This is a genomic window from Chroococcidiopsis sp. [FACHB-1243] (assembly GCF_014696895.1).
Classification (GTDB): Bacteria; Cyanobacteriota; Cyanobacteriia; order Cyanobacteriales; family Chroococcidiopsidaceae; genus Chroococcidiopsis.
Genome location: NZ_JACJQX010000071.1, coordinates 1 through 15,144, shown reverse-complemented (window position 1 = coordinate 15,144; position 15,144 = coordinate 1). Strand labels below are relative to the sequence as shown.

Annotated in this window: 22 protein-coding genes; 7 read left to right on the top strand and 15 right to left on the bottom strand. The window is 47.5% G+C overall.

Features of this window, described 5'->3' with window-relative positions; translation table 11 throughout:
- Nucleotides 1-7: 7 nt before the first annotated feature.
- On the bottom strand, nucleotides 8-520 hold the full coding sequence (locus H6G17_RS29975; RefSeq protein ID WP_192162169.1) for a methyltransferase domain-containing protein: 513 nt from the start codon (nucleotides 518-520) through the stop codon (nucleotides 8-10).
- A 327-nt stretch (nucleotides 521-847) separates the two neighbouring features.
- Between H6G17_RS29975 and H6G17_RS29970 the strand changes: the two genes are divergently transcribed.
- From H6G17_RS29970 to H6G17_RS29965, 3 genes are all read left to right on the top strand, one after another.
- Nucleotides 848-1,081, top strand: coding sequence for a hypothetical protein (locus H6G17_RS29970; RefSeq protein WP_015163053.1), 234 nt, complete (start codon nucleotides 848-850; stop codon nucleotides 1,079-1,081).
- Complete coding sequence (locus H6G17_RS34375) at nucleotides 1,071-1,193, top strand: hypothetical protein (protein WP_277876124.1); 123 nt, start codon at nucleotides 1,071-1,073, stop codon at nucleotides 1,191-1,193. The genes H6G17_RS29970 and H6G17_RS34375 overlap by 11 nt, the downstream gene beginning before the upstream one ends.
- Before the next feature lie 127 nt (nucleotides 1,194-1,320).
- The gene (locus H6G17_RS29965; protein WP_192162168.1) at nucleotides 1,321-2,373 is read left to right on the top strand and encodes a Fic family protein; all 1,053 of its coding nucleotides are present in this window, start codon (nucleotides 1,321-1,323) and stop codon (nucleotides 2,371-2,373) included.
- 899 nt (nucleotides 2,374-3,272) lie between these two features.
- Here the strand turns inward: H6G17_RS29965 and H6G17_RS29960 are convergent.
- Nucleotides 3,273-4,268 carry a tyrosine-type recombinase/integrase gene (locus tag H6G17_RS29960; protein ID WP_192162167.1) on the bottom strand — a complete coding sequence of 332 codons (996 nt, stop codon included), beginning with the start codon at nucleotides 4,266-4,268 and terminating at the stop codon, nucleotides 3,273-3,275.
- Nucleotides 4,269-4,531: 263 nt separating this feature from the next.
- Here H6G17_RS29960 and H6G17_RS29955 point away from each other — a divergent pair, with 263 nt between their 5' ends.
- The 3 genes from H6G17_RS29955 to H6G17_RS29945 are packed head-to-tail and all read left to right on the top strand — an operon-like array spanning nucleotide 4,532 to nucleotide 6,596.
- Nucleotides 4,532-5,284 carry a Uma2 family endonuclease gene (locus H6G17_RS29955; protein ID WP_199317123.1) on the top strand — a complete coding sequence of 251 codons (753 nt, stop codon included), beginning with the start codon at nucleotides 4,532-4,534 and terminating at the stop codon, nucleotides 5,282-5,284.
- A 26-nt stretch (nucleotides 5,285-5,310) separates the two neighbouring features.
- Nucleotides 5,311-5,847, top strand: coding sequence for a hypothetical protein (locus H6G17_RS29950; RefSeq protein ID WP_192162166.1), 537 nt, complete (start codon nucleotides 5,311-5,313; stop codon nucleotides 5,845-5,847).
- 11 nt (nucleotides 5,848-5,858) lie between these two features.
- Nucleotides 5,859-6,596, top strand: a complete 738-nt coding sequence (locus H6G17_RS29945; protein WP_192162165.1) for a hypothetical protein — start codon at nucleotides 5,859-5,861, stop codon at nucleotides 6,594-6,596.
- 112 nt (nucleotides 6,597-6,708) lie between these two features.
- Here H6G17_RS29945 and H6G17_RS29940 read toward each other — a convergent pair whose 3' ends face one another.
- The 5 genes from H6G17_RS29940 to H6G17_RS29920 all read right to left on the bottom strand — a co-directional run bounded on the left by H6G17_RS29940 (nucleotide 6,709) and on the right by H6G17_RS29920 (nucleotide 10,026).
- Nucleotides 6,709-7,239 (bottom strand): hypothetical protein, encoded by a 531-nt coding sequence (locus H6G17_RS29940; RefSeq protein ID WP_192162164.1) that lies wholly within the window; start codon nucleotides 7,237-7,239, stop codon nucleotides 6,709-6,711.
- Between the two features lie 128 nt (nucleotides 7,240-7,367).
- Entirely contained in the window at nucleotides 7,368-7,535 is a 168-nt protein-coding gene (locus H6G17_RS29935; protein WP_206757187.1) for a hypothetical protein, read from the bottom strand.
- Nucleotides 7,536-7,737: 202 nt separating this feature from the next.
- Nucleotides 7,738-9,201 carry a toprim domain-containing protein gene (locus H6G17_RS29930; RefSeq protein WP_192162162.1) on the bottom strand — a complete coding sequence of 488 codons (1,464 nt, stop codon included), beginning with the start codon at nucleotides 9,199-9,201 and terminating at the stop codon, nucleotides 7,738-7,740.
- An 8-nt stretch (nucleotides 9,202-9,209) separates the two neighbouring features.
- The gene (locus H6G17_RS29925; protein ID WP_192162161.1) at nucleotides 9,210-9,710 is read right to left on the bottom strand and encodes a transposase; all 501 of its coding nucleotides are present in this window, start codon (nucleotides 9,708-9,710) and stop codon (nucleotides 9,210-9,212) included.
- Nucleotides 9,676-10,026, bottom strand: a complete 351-nt coding sequence (locus H6G17_RS29920; protein WP_192162160.1) for a transposase — start codon at nucleotides 10,024-10,026, stop codon at nucleotides 9,676-9,678. The genes H6G17_RS29925 and H6G17_RS29920 overlap by 35 nt, the downstream gene beginning before the upstream one ends.
- 132 nt (nucleotides 10,027-10,158) lie before the next feature.
- On the opposite strand from H6G17_RS29920, the gene H6G17_RS29915 reads away from it, so the two are divergent.
- Nucleotides 10,159-10,485 carry a hypothetical protein gene (locus tag H6G17_RS29915; protein ID WP_192162159.1) on the top strand — a complete coding sequence of 109 codons (327 nt, stop codon included), beginning with the start codon at nucleotides 10,159-10,161 and terminating at the stop codon, nucleotides 10,483-10,485.
- A gap of 115 nt (nucleotides 10,486-10,600) precedes the next feature.
- Here the strand turns inward: H6G17_RS29915 and H6G17_RS29910 are convergent, their stop codons facing one another.
- The 8 genes from H6G17_RS29910 to H6G17_RS29880 form a co-directional block, all read right to left on the bottom strand.
- Nucleotides 10,601-10,789, bottom strand: coding sequence for a hypothetical protein (locus H6G17_RS29910; RefSeq protein WP_192162158.1), 189 nt, complete (start codon nucleotides 10,787-10,789; stop codon nucleotides 10,601-10,603).
- A gap of 118 nt (nucleotides 10,790-10,907) precedes the next feature.
- Nucleotides 10,908-11,156: a hypothetical protein gene (locus H6G17_RS34970; RefSeq protein WP_347276487.1), complete on the bottom strand. Its 249-nt coding sequence runs from the start codon at nucleotides 11,154-11,156 to the stop codon at nucleotides 10,908-10,910.
- A 52-nt stretch (nucleotides 11,157-11,208) separates the two neighbouring features.
- A complete protein-coding gene (locus H6G17_RS29905; protein ID WP_192162157.1) occupies nucleotides 11,209-12,195 on the bottom strand; it encodes a ParB/RepB/Spo0J family partition protein in 987 nt (328 codons plus the stop codon).
- Nucleotides 12,126-12,755, bottom strand: coding sequence for a ParA family protein (locus H6G17_RS29900; protein ID WP_192162156.1), 630 nt, complete (start codon nucleotides 12,753-12,755; stop codon nucleotides 12,126-12,128). Before H6G17_RS29900 ends, H6G17_RS29905 begins: the two co-directional genes overlap by 70 nt.
- A 404-nt stretch (nucleotides 12,756-13,159) precedes the next feature.
- Nucleotides 13,160-13,579, bottom strand: a complete 420-nt coding sequence (locus H6G17_RS29895; protein WP_192162155.1) for a hypothetical protein — start codon at nucleotides 13,577-13,579, stop codon at nucleotides 13,160-13,162.
- 115 nt (nucleotides 13,580-13,694) lie between these two features.
- A complete protein-coding gene (gene ssb / locus H6G17_RS29890; protein ID WP_192162154.1) occupies nucleotides 13,695-14,090 on the bottom strand; it encodes a single-stranded DNA-binding protein in 396 nt (131 codons plus the stop codon).
- 169 nt (nucleotides 14,091-14,259) lie between these two features.
- Nucleotides 14,260-14,439, bottom strand: coding sequence for a hypothetical protein (locus tag H6G17_RS29885; RefSeq protein WP_192162153.1), 180 nt, complete (start codon nucleotides 14,437-14,439; stop codon nucleotides 14,260-14,262).
- Nucleotides 14,440-14,633: 194 nt separating this feature from the next.
- Nucleotides 14,634-15,074 carry a hypothetical protein gene (locus tag H6G17_RS29880; RefSeq protein ID WP_192162152.1) on the bottom strand — a complete coding sequence of 147 codons (441 nt, stop codon included), beginning with the start codon at nucleotides 15,072-15,074 and terminating at the stop codon, nucleotides 14,634-14,636.
- Nucleotides 15,075-15,144: the final 70 nt, after the last annotated feature.

The following is a 15,144-nucleotide window of genomic DNA, read 5'->3' as shown; positions in this document are numbered from 1 at the left end:
GTCCCAGTTATTTTTTCTGAATGAATGCAATCCCTGATTTGGGAAATTCAACTCTTACTACTCCCAGGCTTTGAGCAATGAAGCTTCTAAATTCCGCTTGCAAGTAATACTTTTGATACGTGCCTAATCGTGACAATCCTTCGCCTCTGCCATCAGTTCTGACGGCAACAACGAGCGATCGCCTCGTCAATTCCCAGCAGTATTGAAGGACTTCGGTTCTTTCTATTGCGGACTCAATTGTGTTAATAACGTAGATACAACTGATACAGTCAGTCGGCTGCAATAGAGCCAAATCGTATTTCCAGTAGGGATCGAAACCGACGCAAGAAATGTCTAGTTTCTGGAGGTGTTCTAGATCTTCTCCTCTACCGCATCCGAAGTCCAGAAGCAGGCTCGATGGTTCCACTACCCCGTATTTTACGGCGACCTTCATCGGCATGGATAGACCGCGCCGAGCAATCGAGCACTTCCAGCGTGGCGTAGACCACGTTTTGTAGTCGAGCCAAATAGGATATGTCATCTGTCATAATTTCACCAGCCTTACTCCCATGAAGTCCGCCGCTAGGCGTTTGCCGTTGTGCTGGATTGAGGTGCAGCGCTCGCTTTGCTGCTTATTTCTAGAGCGGATGCGGTAATACTTGCAGTGCCAAAATGCCGTTCGAGCAGGAATTAGACATCTAACGCGCGATCGCGCTTTACCCTCATCGTTTTAGTTACGCCAGAAGAGAAGCAGATTCTAGCTGTGGTGAAAGTCGTATGCGATTGCGCTGGCAGATGACGACTTCAATCGTTTAGGAAATAATATCTGTAAGTGCAAAAGCCACATGAAGGATAAACTTAACAGGTAATGGCAAACTCAATTGAGGATACTTACCCAAATATTGCTCGCTGGGTGAACGAGCATGAAGGCTGGATTGAAATTGGCTACGATTTAGACAGTCCCCTAAGTTCGTTTATCCGCGCTTTAGATAGTGGTGGGATGCTGTGGCAAGGTAAAGACAGCTATGGCAGTTTAGATGAAGCGTTGCAAGAGTTAGATTCTGGATTGGCACAGGTGTTGCAAGAGATTTATGGCGAATAAGTACAAGTCGCTTCAGTCAACACCAGCGATCGACAACGCGAATCGGCGACAGGTAGCAGGAAATCCCAGAGGATTTTCCCTAGCTCAACAAGTAGAGCTTGCGAGCGTGTGAAAGGCTAGTTGCTGCTAGTGTGAAGAGTTTGAAGGCTCAAGCTCACCCTTGCCGCGTAGCAGAACTTGCAGACAATGGATATAAATGGATATATGTGGATGTAAATGGATAGAGAAATGGATATTGTATGAAGATTGGGGCGCTTTCGATCACACCGGAGATCCTGCGGCTGATTGCCGAAATCGATGAATTCAAGGGGACATGGCGGACTTTGACAACGCTCGCTCCAGAGCGGCTGGCCGTGTTGAAGCGCGTCGCCACGATCGAAAGTATCGGCTCCTCGACCCGCATTGAGGGGGCGAAGCTGAGCGACAGGGAAGTAGAAGAGCTGCTCGGTCGCTTGGAACGGCAGGATTTCGTCTCGCGCGACGAACAGGAAGTCGCGGGTTATGCCGAGGTGATGGATGCGGTATTCGATTCCTACACCGCTATTGGGCTGACGGAGAACTACATCAAGCAGCTGCACACGATGCTGTTGCGTCATTCGACCAAGGACGAACGGCATCGTGGCGAATACAAGAAGCTGCCAAACAATGTCGAAGCTTTCGACGCAGACGGGAAGAGTATCGGTGTCATCTTCGCTACGGCATCGCCCTTTGATACGCCCTTTAAGATGCAAGAACTGGTCGCTTGGACTCGGGAGGCGCTGGCAGATGGAGCTTGGCATCCGCTCATCGTCATCGGGCTATTCGTCGTTGTCTTTCTGGCAATCCATCCATTTCAAGATGGGAACGGTCGGCTCTCGCGAGTGCTGACAACGCTCTTACTGCTGAAGGCAGGCTACTCCTACGTGCCTTATAGCTCGCTGGAAAGCGTCATCGAGGCGAACAAGGAAGGCTATTATCTAGCACTGCGACGGACGCAAGGAACGCTCGATAGCGAGTCACCCGATTTCGAGCCGTGGTTGAGGTTTTTCCTGCGATCGCTCAAGAGTCAAAAAGATCGACTGGCGACGAAGATCGCACGCGAACCGCAAGCGGAAGGGCTGCACCCAGACGCGATCGCCATTCTAGAAGCGGCGCGGCGAGACGGTCGCATCACCACGGGTGAAGCCCAGAAACTAGTTGGCGCACCGCGACCGACAGTCAAGACGCGCCTTTTGGAGCTGGTCAAGCGCGGGCTACTTACGCGTTACGGGCAGGGTAGAGGAAGCTGGTACGGTCCGCCATCCTCTCGATAGGGGGCATTGTGGCAATTGTTGAGCCAAAGACAAGATACGTACCACCTTCATAAGGCGCGAAGCAAGCCGAGAGAAAAGCCTTATGTCAACCACTTGGCATAAGCCCTGACATCAATCATAGGCACTGTAGCAGTCAACTGAAGCCGTGCAATCAGCTCAAGAAGGAAGACTGTGGCAGGCTTACCTCCGTTCCTGAGTTCGTAGTTTCCATCATTCCCAAGTACGAACGTTCCATGTGTTGCTATGCAACCGATGCTCAATTTTCTTTGTTCATCATCTGTTTTTAACGAATTGAGCAGTGAATCGCCTAGTGCTGGCTTCCAATCGCTTTCAAGCGTAAGTATACCACCCATTATTGGAGAAGGTGATTTAGGGGCGTATTCACCCCCAGCATGAGGAATAGGCAAGCTCGTTCGATGAATTGATTACAGGCGATGCAGAGCTTGTATCTACAGCCTCACGCTGCAATATGCTTTTAAGATACCGATCGGCTGACATCAACCTTCCTTTTGCCTAATGCAGTACGTTATCTCATTTCTTAGCATGGCCAAATGTAGACCGCGAGAATGTATAGGATAACAAAGATCTTACTAATGTGCTTATTTACTACGAGTGATGGAACAGCTCTCCCAAAACGGGCAAGACGTAATGGTTATGCAACATCAAAACCAGCGACAACCGGAACAAGTTCTAAAACGAACAATCAAATCAAAACTTTTCATTTTTGATTAGCACCTGGTGACATTCTCTCTAGCAGTATACCTAATAGTAGAAGTGGTTTTTCCGAAATTTTAATATTAATAGTAATTAACACCTTAAATTACTAGGGAATTGACACTTGTTTTGTCTATTAGGACGCTCTGTTTTTGTAACTATAAACAATAGCTATAAGTATAATTTCAAGTATTTTTATCAGGTTGGCTTTCACCAAGAGCTTGATAAAAAGCTTTTTCAGCTGCGATTTGGTCGGCTCGTTTGGTATACCGTTTGAAGCTTTGCATTGATTTATGCCGAGTCAGCGTCATTACGTGATAAGTATCCATGCCCCTAAGTACCAAATCGGTAGCAAACGTGTGCCGGAACCGATGAGCGTGTAAATCGATTCCAGTCTCCTGCTTAATTACATCGACGACATCTCGAATCCCCCAGTAAGTAAGGCGCTTGCCAAAACTGCGACGCGAGCGCGAGATAAATAAAGGACTCGCGGGCTGAAGTTCTTCCCCTTGCTGCGCTCGCCATGCCAGATAGATATCCAAATCCATCCTGGCTCTTTCCTTCAGTGGTACGTACCCCTTGCTGTCACTTTTGGCTTTACGAACGTGCAACCTCGTGCCGTCGTAATCTTCTAAATTTAGTGCCGATACTTCTGCTGCCCGCAGCCCATGTAGCAGAATCGAAACCAAGGCAGTATTGCGCTCGCAGTAATTACTCTTTGCTGCTACTTGATAAATACTTGCTAGCTCTGCCTCGCTCAAATCTTGTGCTTCTGGCGATTCCAGCTCCAGTAAGTCGATTGTTTTGGTAGGGTTTTTGGCAACATACTCCGAATCGACCATCCATCCATAAAAGTTTTTTAGAGTTGTCAGCACTCGATTGACTGTCGCTGGAGCGAGGAATTTTTCTACTAGCAAGTCATCTTTAAACAGCGCCACCTGCCTGGGAGTCACTGCTGCCCAAGCCGTCTGCGTCCAATCCATAAACCGCTGTAAGTCTTGCTGATATGCCTTCTTGCTATTGTCCGAGAGCGATCGCGCCATCAAAAACTCGTCCACCCGCGACTGCCGCAAATCTATTGGTTGGTTGGATGCGGTTGTGGCTGTAGTGGCGCTGCTAGGCTCGGCAGGTTGGGTGGAGTTAATTAGAATGACCGGCTTTGGGATGGGGCGAAGAGGCATAATGGCAGTTCTTCTAGGACTTTAATTGACTATTAGTTTAGGAGATCGCGCTAGGGATAGCGAGAAATCGTTCGCATTTATAAGTAATTATACTTAAATACCTCATTTAAATCCCAAATAATTATCCTTATCTGTTTTAAGACACCTCTAAGACAATATGTAGAAATAAACCAGTTACAACAGTCGAAAAACCTTTGTACTGTAAAATCTAGGAATCGCTGCGGCGATCGATCTACGAGCGTTAAGTTAGCTGGTGTCTACCTATGTTGAATCGTGTTTCAATCGAGCAGACCGATCCGCCCCGTTCTCCTAAAGAGACGCTGCCAACTATGTACGATTTACCCAGCGAAGACCCCCAGGAGCCAGGTTTGCCCGACGAATTTCACGATTTTCAACCCCAACTGCTGCGCGAAACATTCTCTCCTCCCGACTATTCTCCAGAGCAGGTCTTTGTTGCCAGCGACCTGAATCTCTATTACGACGTGCGCCATCCGCTGTGGTACAAGCGTCCAGATTGGTTTGCCGTCCTGGGGGTAGAGCGGTTGTACGAGGGAAGAGATTTACGCATGAGCTATGTCATGTGGCAAGAGGGCGTAGCTCCTGCTGTTGTCGTCGAACTCCTGTCCCCAGGTACGGAAAAAGAAGATTTAGGTCGGACGCAAAGGGCAACCAATCAACCGCCGACGAAGTGGGAAGTTTACGAGCAGATTTTGCGCGTTCCCTATTATGTTGTATTCGATCGCTATAGCGATCGCCTGCGAGCTTTTACTTTAACAGCCGGACAATACCAGGAAGAAATACTCGAACGATCGCGCTTCTTTTTACCTGGCTTGAATTTAGGTCTGGGACTTTGGCAGGGAACTTATCAGGGGATCGAGCGACAATGGTTGCGTTGGTACGACGATCGAGGTAACTGGATTCCTACTGCAACAGAACAAGCACAAGCAAGAGCCGAACGGTTAGCCGAGCGCTTGCGGGCAATGGGAATTGACCCAGATGCACCCGATGGCGAATAAATTCAAGCACTAGTGGCTAACGAAAGATGTCCAAATCAACTGCTAGAAAGACTATAGCAAAACGATCGCTCCTCCAAGAACCAGTAAGGAAAGCTAGGGCGATCCCAGACAAGTGCCTCAAGTGTGCCACGCTTTCAGCAGAGCAAGCTCAGGCAATTCATGGTGTAGATGGCGATGGATGTTGGAATCCATCCGTTTGCTACAGCCGCCGTTCTCATGCCCGTCACTGCGATCGCCGCAATCAAGCGCGCAATCAAAAACGAGAGCAGCAGTTGGAACAGATTGTAGTTGAAACTGAGGCAACGACAGCTCAATTCTTTGCCGTGTTAGTGGTTTACCGCTCCTCTGGAGCAGATACGCCCGTCCATGCCATTGGTGCAGAAATTTGGCAGGGGCAGCAGAAACATGGCGAAGTCAAAACGATTCGTTGCGGCGGCATGACACCCAGTCAGGTACATGCATACGTGAGTCAGATGTTGAGCGTACTAGAAGAAAATTACGGCATTAAGAAGTTTGCCGCGCAGGAGCGATTGGACCCGCAGCTTTGTCTCGTACAGCAGTAGGCAGGGAGCGTATGAGCCAGTTCGTCCAGTTGGAATTAAACTTATGGGAGGTGTTGTCAGAAGCAGCTCTGGCTCCCGAAGATGCCGACTTGCAGCAGTTATGGCTGATGTTGGAGTCAACTGTCGCACCACTGGAATTACAAGACAAACTGCGGGTGGCAGCGGAAGCGATCGCGAAAATGGCTCAATTAGTCAGCGATCGCTCGTTGCTGGCGATAGAAGAATTGCAGGCGCTAGGGAGCGATGAAGGACCAGTCATGCCCCAAGATGCCTTCGACCGCTACGTGCGGCAAACGATGCAGGTCGATTTCGAGCAATTTATCGAGCCTTTGCCAAGTCTACCCAGAAAAATGCCAGATCGTCAGCCCAACCAGTTTCCCGATGACGGTCGCTCGGTTGTAGCTGTCTTGGACAAGGAAACACTGCTGCAAGCTTTGCCAGGACCGGATATTGGCTCCGATCTAGATAACGATGCCATGAAGCAAAAGTTGCTCGACATTGCCCATGCAGAAGATATAGAGGTTTGGGTAGGCGCGATCTCTAATTGTTTTGGCAACGCAAAGGCAGAGTGCATGACGCTAGCCCATCTGGTACGAGAAGAGCAGGATCTAGTTGCGCCAGAGAATGAGGTTAAAGGTTCGTCGCCACTAGTTAATATTTGGTTAGCCCTATTGTTGGGAGGATTTCAACTAGAACAGCGCCTGGGATTTTATGACTTTGAAGGCATCTGGGTCTGGTTAAGGCATTAACTATGAAAAAATTTAGCTTTATGGACGGAGCTTTTGTGAACCGCAGCTTTCCGATTGGAAGAAGGTAATATCGGTCTGCAAGCACAAACTGATATTACATATGACAAGGTTACTAGTGTTGCAATAGCTGTAAATACTCTGGCTTGAAGTGACGGAATGTCAAATTGTAGCGTTCAGTTGAGATCTGTTCGGCACTATGGATGAGTTTAGTATTGATAGATACGACCATACCATCAGTAAGCTTGTACTCTTGCCAACTGCTATCGTCGTTACGCCGCAATTGCTCTCTATAGATGGCTTCGCCTAGATTGACGAGTATGGCATGTCCTTGAAAGTGGGTGTGGTCGCGGTGATTTGAGATCGTGGTAGACGTGCCACTGTGGCGATCGCCACTGCATACAAGCTCGCTGTGCCATCCAGGTAAGAGTCTGTCGCCGAGCTTGACGATCCGTCTTTTTGGTTCATCAGTGCGAAATACTTTTTCTGCGTCACCGCTACGTAGATTGCTGCCTGCTCGATACCATTTTTCCAGCCGCTGGGGTGCATAAGTAGATTTCACTTCATGCTTGAGGGGTTGTAGTTCGCACCAAGCATACAAGTCATCCAAGCCAGTTTTAATTCTGCCAATAACTTTCAAAGACATCGCGATGAAGACTGATATTTGTCAAATATGCGTGCGCTAGCACTGTCCCTATTTGTCGTTTGGTTCGTGTTAAGGAAGTGCGACAAGATAGACATTGGAGATAATTTTGCACTACAGCCAAAAAATATCTACTTGCCTGACATTTTCTTCCAGTCAGAAGCGGTTTTAGTACAAGCCATGCATAAACTCAACATTTGCTTGGGTCCAACAGCCATCACTTGCTGTTGACTCAAACCAAAATAGTAGTCCGTCCAAAAAGGCGTGATCGCTCTGGTCATTGCTACTTTGGCAGTCAAGAATGTACTGCTTTTCCTGGGATGTAAAATCGCGCGGTTCTTCGCCACAGGCTGAATCAATGGCTTGATAAATGGATTTTTCGTTCATGAGTAAGTTGCGATCGATATATGAGTAAGTTGCGACCAATCGATACTTTTATAGCTGTTGCAAAGCAATTTTTTAGATTTTTCCGGATTGGATTTGCAAATGTAGACCTTACAGTTACCGCAACAATTCAATATCCTGCTGCATTTGCAGTAGTATTTCTGCGGTTAGAGGTAAGGGGTGTTGGTCTGCGTAAAAAGCCAACGCAATATCAGCAATCTGTTGTAAGTCGTCAGCAGTTTTTTCTAGCATGACGGCAGCTCTCCACCATTTCCATAAATCAGCTCCAATCTCTCGCCAGTGACAAAAGTCTTGCTCCATAGATGCTTTAGCTTCTTTTGACAAAGACTGACCGCTTTCTACCTCAACCGCCACAATTTTCACTCTGTCAACGTACTTATTTGTCTTGCCTATTGCCTGCGCGATCCGCCACCACTCGGAAACTTTATACCACTGCTCTAACTGAGTTGCTGTCATCTTTGCTTGAAGGAATTCGTTCCAATCCTTACCAAGGTTTAGCGCGGCACGGATAATATTGCCTTTACCTAGAGCCTTGACGACATTCCATGCCTGTTTCTCTCCCGCTCTATCGGCATCCTGGGCTAGAATAATTTGCCCTCCCCGTGCGAGACAATCGCGCAGTAATTCGAGTGGCAGCGTACCAGTACCGTCAGTAGCGAGATACAACGTGGTTAAGTGCTTGTATTTGGTCAGGGCAGCTACTGACATCGCGTCGATGGCTGACTCGGCAAGGGCGATCCGCTGTACTTCCCCTTTCCCCTGCACGAAGAAAAACCAACCTATATCTTTTCTAGAGCCTTCCGCTAGTCCTTTGAATTTACCCCGCACGTCTCTGAGCGAGGCTCCTTTAACTTCGCCGTGCAAGTCTTGCCTGGTAAATACAGCATTGGTCAATTTTTTGCCATTTTTCCCTTGCTGTTGCAGGCTTTTGAGTACGGCTGGCGCAATGCCACTGGCGTAAATTTTTCCTTCTCGATGGAGTGCCTCTACTAGCTCCAGAGGTAAAGCTCGTTGTGACACCAGATAGGACTGAACTTCCATCCACTTGCTTTCATCCGGTGTGGGGACGACGAACGAACGACTTGTTCGCTCTTTTCTCGTGCTGGCAGTCAGTTTACGCCGTTGTCTAGTAGCAGCAGAACTACATGAGGAGAGGCAGTAAAATGGACGCGATAATCCAAACTGGACTGCCAGCCAATCTCTCGCTGCTCGTCGGTCTATTCTTAGAACGTGCATTGCCAAGCTCGTAGCATTTTTACCGCCCACGCCTGCATTCCAGTCGTACCAACCTTTACCAGCTGTCAAGGAAATGTTTCTCAATTGCTCGTTACACCATTTGCCTTTCTCTCCTTTCTTAGGTGCCATGCCCAATCGAGTTGCCACGTCTTCTAAAGGCAGTGCTAGGATTTGCTGCGTTAGCAATTCTCGTTCTCTTTGCCTTTCTCTGGCGCGGTCGAGGGCAACCCAATTGAAGGCGACAGTTGGTTTTGTTTTTGGCTGCGGCAGAAGTTGCTGTTTCTTAACAGCGTCGGGTTGGCTAGGCGTAACTGATTCAGGCATAGTTTAGCTTATCCCACTAACTTCGGAAACCAAATGTAGGAACAGGCGAGGAGAAGGAAAGCATCAAAACACGCTTTCAAGCGCTCCCATCGAACAACGAGCCGTCTATACTTGCGTTGAAACCAGGAGAAAGAACGCTCTTGCTGGTAGCGAGGTACAATTTCTTTAATTGGTCTACCAATAAGCTTTTGACCATTGCGCTGCCGTTTTTTGATTTGTGGTCGGATACCCTTGCTACGAAGCTTGAGACGTAACCATTTCGCATCGTATCCCTTGTCAGCAGCAAGAGTTTTAGGGCGACGCTGAGGATTACCTCTTTTGCCTGTTGCGAGTCGGATTTGAGCCAGCATTGTCAGGACTTGTTGCCTTTCATCACCATTGGCAGCGGTGGTGACTGCAACTACTGGCATCCCGTTAGCATCGGTAATACTGTGGATGAGAATACCTTTACCCTTGTAGCCATAACTTACACCCTCACCGCCACCCTTGCCAGGGGGAAAAAGAGCCATCGACGGCTCCATACCTCCAGTCGATCATTCCTTTTTCCTCTGCTAGTGCTAGAACCCGTCTTTTTAGTTTCTCCAACGTCCCATCTTCATACCACCTCTTGAGCCATCGATGGGCAGAACTCTTAGATGCCCACTGTTCTCCTCGTGGTAGATCGCACCATCGACAGCCAGTAATCAGTACGTATAACTGGCTATTCAATACTTTCCGAAATGGCGCGTGTGGCATACCTCGCCCTCTTTTTTCTGGGGCTTGAGGCAGTAAGTCTTCAAACAGCTTCCATTCGAGATCGCTCAATCCCTCAAACCTACCTGCCATTTTGTCTTCTTTTTGTTCTGTTTCCTCTTAATGCCAATTTTAGCTCGGATTTCTCTATTAGTGGGATAGGTTCTTAGTATGTTGTCGCGCTCGGACGAGCTTTTGACTCGCTCGAACCCAGAGCGTTAGTGCGTGGAACAGTTGGAAGACTTGCTAAATGCTGATGTTTTCTGTTTTTCTGTATTGCAGCGTTGTTGCCGACAGAAGCCGCAAACGGCATCTGACAAGCTAGATACAATTGCTGTGGAAAATAAAGTTATCCTGGAATGGCGATCGCGCTTTGCAGCAGATGCAAAGCAACCCTTCCCAGAAGTAGGCGACTGCTGTTACCCCACCCTACTGCCCTTGGCATACGGTCGCAGAGAATCCTCAGTTAAACTCAATTCAAACTGTCAGCGATCGCGAATGAACTTGCTAACTCGTCAGAGTTGCGGTTATCTAGTTAGATATAAACTTTGAGAAAAACTACTGCTGTTTTTTCGAGAACACCCCGTCTGTAAATATTTATACCAGATAACTTGAGGCGTGGCAATCCCCCAGAACAGTTTTTTAGCTCGGTTGCAGTAGGAAATCGCTAGCGGCTAGATTGCGTTCCTAAGATTGCTGTCAAGTAGCTAGCGATCGCTCCTGGCGCGTACTTTTTCATTTGAAGGTGGAACAGGGCAGAGCGGCTGGGTTCGAGCGTAGCCTTAACGCTTTGCCAGCCAACCTCTTTCCGTCCTTTTTGCTGATGCGCTATGCAAAAACACTTGTATTGTTTCAATTCCTTACCCGTCGTAGAGAGGTGGCGAGACCATCAGCAGCTTGTCTGGGTATATGGAACGACTAATACATTGATCGTTAACGAATTTTTCCCACGATCGCAATTAAACTGCAAGGTACTAGGACTTGGTTTTCGACTTCGATCTTTTGACCAAGATGGGTCTGGGCTTGCGTTTTTTCAACTTGCTTGCGTCTTGAAGCTGATAAGGTGGGCGACAAGTTTCGCAATAAAGCGGTCTGGGACCGTAAGATTCTCTTTCTGTAGGCTGTTGGCACTGCTGGCAGATCAACTTGAATAGGCGAGTGTGAATTGTTCGCTCGTGGGCGCGGACAGTGTATTCTCTGACAAAAACCTGTTTGGATGGCATGGAATAGGGAAGTCTGGTTGCTCTGTAAACGCTATGATAACGAAAGAAGTACTTATTTAGAGGCTAATGCTTCTAATTCTGCTAAAAGCTTCTCTAGTCGCTTTTGCTTTTTGGGGTCTGCCCAAATTTTTGACTTTTTCACCAGGCGGTAGGCTGCATTCATACGGCTTTTCAGTGATGAAGTTTCGCTGCTACTTGAATTTGCCTGCTCGTCAGCAATACTGGCTACCCGTTCTCTAATTTGATTCAGAGATAAGTCTTGGGCGATCGCTGTCTCTAACAAAGCTTGTCTCTGCTCTTCGTCCTTGACTCTAGCAATTGCCTGAGCTTTTGTATAGGCAATCTTTCCTTGGCGTAAAGCCTCTAGAATGTCGCTGGGGAGATTGAGTAAAGGCAAGCGATTAGTCACGAAAGATTCCCAGTCCATCAGCCCGATAGCTTCAAATGTAGCTTGGACGAGCTGATTTGGCTGACTACCCATAACGTTATGGGTAACTTTTCCTTTGACTTCATTCTGCATTCGGTATAGTAGCGAAACTACTTCGGGTAAACTTATTTTTAACTTGATTGCTAAGAGTTGTAAGATTCCTTCTGTCTCTTCTACAGGGTTCAGATCTTCTCGCTGCAAATTCTCAATCAGAGCCAGTTGCAAAGCAGTTTCGTCACTAAGTTCTCGGACGACGACAGGGACTTCGATTAAATTGGCTTCTTTAGCAGCATGGTAACGCCGTTCTCCTGCAACTAATTCATACCCCCCTGAAGGGAGAGGGCGCACGAGTAGGGGTTGAAGAATGCCATGCTGTTTGACAGAACTAGTTAACTCTTTTAAAGCTTGAGGATCGAAATAACGGCGCGGTTGCTGTTGAGGCAAACAAATCTCGCTCAACCCAATTTGATGCTTGCCGTCAAGAATTATCTCATCTGGCTCGGCATTGGCGGCGATTTCTGATAAATTCTCTGGGACAAAGTTTAGGATATCTCGGAATTTATCAGCTCGGATATCGGACTGAGTTTTGCCAGTTCTATCCAATCCTGCCATGCTTTTTTACCTCCTTTCATACTATTGATAGGTAGCCCGACTGCTGCTGCATCTTTGTAGACTTTCAGCAATCTAATGCCATGTTTTATAACAGGAAAATCTTTTTCTTGCAGCACCTTGAGCGCATCTTCTCCGTCTCTCTGAGGTGGCGGCGGCACCATCGTCAAGAGGATATGGTAATTTGTCCCTTTAGGCAAACTTTGGCTAGTAAGCATCATTGCTTTCATGGCGAGCGAGTCAGGAGTTGTAGGAAGTAGTAGTAAATCGCATCCTTCAACTAGCTCCTGCATTTCAGCTTCAGCAGGTCGGGCAGGCGTGTCAATCAGAACGAAATCAAAGTGAGTTTTTGCCATCAGCCTTGTTGCCGTGTTCTCGGTTGCTACCTTAAACGGTAATTTTCCCGCACTTGCCCAAGCAGTTGCCGAGCGATTTGGATCGGAGTCAATCAGCATAACCTGTCCGTAGTTGGAAAACAAGCAACTCAGACAGACGGCACTAGTCGTTTTTCCCACACCGCCTTTGTAAGAAGTCAGAGTAATAAATTTCGTACCTGGTTGCACAAGAATACTTCTCCTCGTTGTACAGACAAATCTAAACTGCATCAGTTGTGCGGTCAACAAAAAAAACAAGGAACTTCATTTAGGTGAAGATCGACTATCGGTTTGTTCCTTGCTTTTGTCGCTGTGTTGCTCATTTCCTCTCTATTCAAGGAGCATCTGAGCATTTAGCCAGTAGGGGTGTTACGAAGCTCAGTTTTTATTGACAGAAAAGACGATTACCCAAACAGATACTCCAAAAGCAATTTCGAGCGCGAATATTTGCTCGACGAACTCCATACACTTGCTCCAATGGCATGACTTGGGAGCAAACTTCATTTCACATTATGTTGTTTAACAGAAAAAAAGAATTAATGCCAGCGCGAAGGCGACACTAATTCTGTATATTTTGTTGAATCGATCGGCGATTAGAATGGTATATTCGTGTCGGTGTCATCCTCTATCTGAGGAATGCTGCCATTACCGACCGCCGCACTGACTCCTGCAAGTACGGGTTCGGGTGCGTCAGGCGCGGGCGTAGCAGAGATCGTATCCGACTGGCTGGGAATGAAGCTATCGATGACAAGGCAGGGAATCTTTTCTTTGTAGGTGTCTTGGTTAACGATAATGAAGTCTACGTAGCCGATAGCTATACCTTGAGTGCCTGGACCTGCTGCACCGACTTGGACGGCACCAGCGCCTCGGCAGCGGTAGTTAATTTGTTCGGTCACGGGACCGTCTTTAGTGTAGGTTTGGATCGACGCAACACCGTTGCAGATTTTCATGCCTTCGGTGTCGTGTTGTTCGTTAATTGTTTCTACAGCGATCTTCAGAGTAGCGATAATCATGGTTTTAAATGGTTTTAATTGGATGATGTTTGAGATTGATAATGGGGGACACAAGCATTTCCCCAACTTTCGTTGCGAGAAAATTGGGGAAGCAGTGTAGTAAAATTCGTTTGAATCAGAACTGGGCGTTGGCGATGGTGGCGAGGTCTGGCGTAGGAATCTCCCCAGTTGCCGTACCAGATTCTTGCCGTTCGCGGGGCGAACCTAGCAATTCGAGCAGCTTGACTCTGATGAATGCTTTGCTGCGGGGTGCGCCTGTGTTTTTATCAACCCAATGGTCGAATACCAGTTCGCCCTTGACGGCTAACCCAGTCCCCTTGCGAACGTAGTTAGCAATCACTTCTGCCTGCGCTCCCCAGGCTTCTACATCAAACCACTGCGGTTCTTCAGCTTTATACGGCGGACGTACAGCCATCGAGACCGATGCCTTGACTGCTCCGCTTTCAAAATAGCGGACATTGGGGTCTTGGCTAACTCGACCGATGACTGTTACAGAGTTTAGATATGTCATATACCCGTGTTGTGTTGAATGATTCCGATTCGGGCGTGCGAAGCACTTAATTGCCTGGGTTCCCAACTAAAAATCCCTGAATTTTCGCTCTACGCTCGAATATGTAGTATCGGCTTAGGCATTTATTGTTGTTTGAGTTGCACGGTGCATGGGAACGGAAGACTCATTATCACTCGAAAAGCTCTGAAACATCCGCAATTGGCAGTTTCTTGAGGATAATTTGATATCGGTCTTTACCTACTTTTTTGACCAAAAATACCGCCCCTGCTTGCCGCAGCTTGTTAGATGTTTCGTTAAGAGCCTCGAAGGATACTGTAATTGCATTGTTTGTCGTGGATGAAACGTTCATATTGTTGGCGCTCGATAACTTTTCTCATTCGTGCAAAGCGCTTCGACGAGTTATTGTAATTTCTACCAGTTGCTAGAAATCAGAGCAGGCAGTAAAAAATCAACTCAAAATGCCGCGTCATGCAAATCATTTGGTAAGTTGGTTACAAACTCACTACTTTTCAGTGTGTTGGTAGGCAAACGGTAAGGCAGTTATTACTGGAGCTGGAATAGCTGGGATGCTGCTAGCGTACTCGTAGCGTGACTATGTGCTAGCAGCAGTTGATTGAGATTATGAGCAAGTCTGCCGATATCGTGCTGCCTGCTCTTGCCGTAATATCTGGGGTCAATCCGATCTTCGCCTAAAATGTTGCAGGCACGACAGCAGCATCTGGGGGCGATCGCCTTAGTATCGTTACTAGCAACAGGATAGCGAACGAGCCTACCACCTTCATTCATCAAGAAGTTGCGAGCTATGAATGCTTCTTTGGCGTAGGTGGAGCCGTCGAAACTGACTCCTAGCTGGTTGAATGCCCTAGCATATCTGGGGCTGCAAAGTCCAAAAACGTGAAAATGAACGTTTGTGTCAATTTGACGTATTGCTTCAATAGTTGCCGCGATCGCAATTAGTGGGACTTTAAAGTTTTCTATGCCCAAATGAAGCCAGATTTAGCTCTATGAGCGGCAAATACATCGAAATGAGTCATCAGCCATCGCACCAGACGAA

Bases quoted from the DNA above. Each gene is read 5' to 3' on its own strand.
- H6G17_RS29975 (WP_192162169.1), bottom strand. From the start codon at position 520: ATGACATATCCTATTTGGCTCGACTACAAAACGTGGTCTACGCCACGC.
- H6G17_RS34375 (WP_277876124.1), top strand. From the start codon at position 1,071: ATGGCGAATAAGTACAAGTCGCTTCAGTCAACACCAGCGATCGACAAC.
- H6G17_RS29930 (WP_192162162.1), bottom strand. From the start codon at position 9,201: ATGCCTGAATCAGTTACGCCTAGCCAACCCGACGCTGTTAAGAAACAG.
- H6G17_RS29945 (WP_192162165.1), top strand. From the start codon at position 5,859: ATGAGCCAGTTCGTCCAGTTGGAATTAAACTTATGGGAGGTGTTGTCA.
- H6G17_RS29955 (WP_199317123.1), top strand. From the start codon at position 4,532: ATGTTGAATCGTGTTTCAATCGAGCAGACCGATCCGCCCCGTTCTCCT.
- H6G17_RS29950 (WP_192162166.1), top strand. From the start codon at position 5,311: ATGTCCAAATCAACTGCTAGAAAGACTATAGCAAAACGATCGCTCCTC.
- H6G17_RS29925 (WP_192162161.1), bottom strand. From the start codon at position 9,710: ATGGCTCTTTTTCCCCCTGGCAAGGGTGGCGGTGAGGGTGTAAGTTAT.
- H6G17_RS29965 (WP_192162168.1), top strand. From the start codon at position 1,321: ATGAAGATTGGGGCGCTTTCGATCACACCGGAGATCCTGCGGCTGATT.
- H6G17_RS29885 (WP_192162153.1), bottom strand. From the start codon at position 14,439: ATGAACGTTTCATCCACGACAAACAATGCAATTACAGTATCCTTCGAG.
- ssb (WP_192162154.1), bottom strand. From the start codon at position 14,090: ATGACATATCTAAACTCTGTAACAGTCATCGGTCGAGTTAGCCAAGAC.
- H6G17_RS29970 (WP_015163053.1), top strand. From the start codon at position 848: ATGGCAAACTCAATTGAGGATACTTACCCAAATATTGCTCGCTGGGTG.
- H6G17_RS29895 (WP_192162155.1), bottom strand. From the start codon at position 13,579: ATGATTATCGCTACTCTGAAGATCGCTGTAGAAACAATTAACGAACAA.
- H6G17_RS29920 (WP_192162160.1), bottom strand. From the start codon at position 10,026: ATGGCAGGTAGGTTTGAGGGATTGAGCGATCTCGAATGGAAGCTGTTT.
- H6G17_RS29960 (WP_192162167.1), bottom strand. From the start codon at position 4,268: ATGCCTCTTCGCCCCATCCCAAAGCCGGTCATTCTAATTAACTCCACC.
- H6G17_RS29940 (WP_192162164.1), bottom strand. From the start codon at position 7,239: ATGTCTTTGAAAGTTATTGGCAGAATTAAAACTGGCTTGGATGACTTG.
- H6G17_RS29905 (WP_192162157.1), bottom strand. From the start codon at position 12,195: ATGGCAGGATTGGATAGAACTGGCAAAACTCAGTCCGATATCCGAGCT.
- H6G17_RS34970 (WP_347276487.1), bottom strand. From the start codon at position 11,156: ATGCCATCCAAACAGGTTTTTGTCAGAGAATACACTGTCCGCGCCCAC.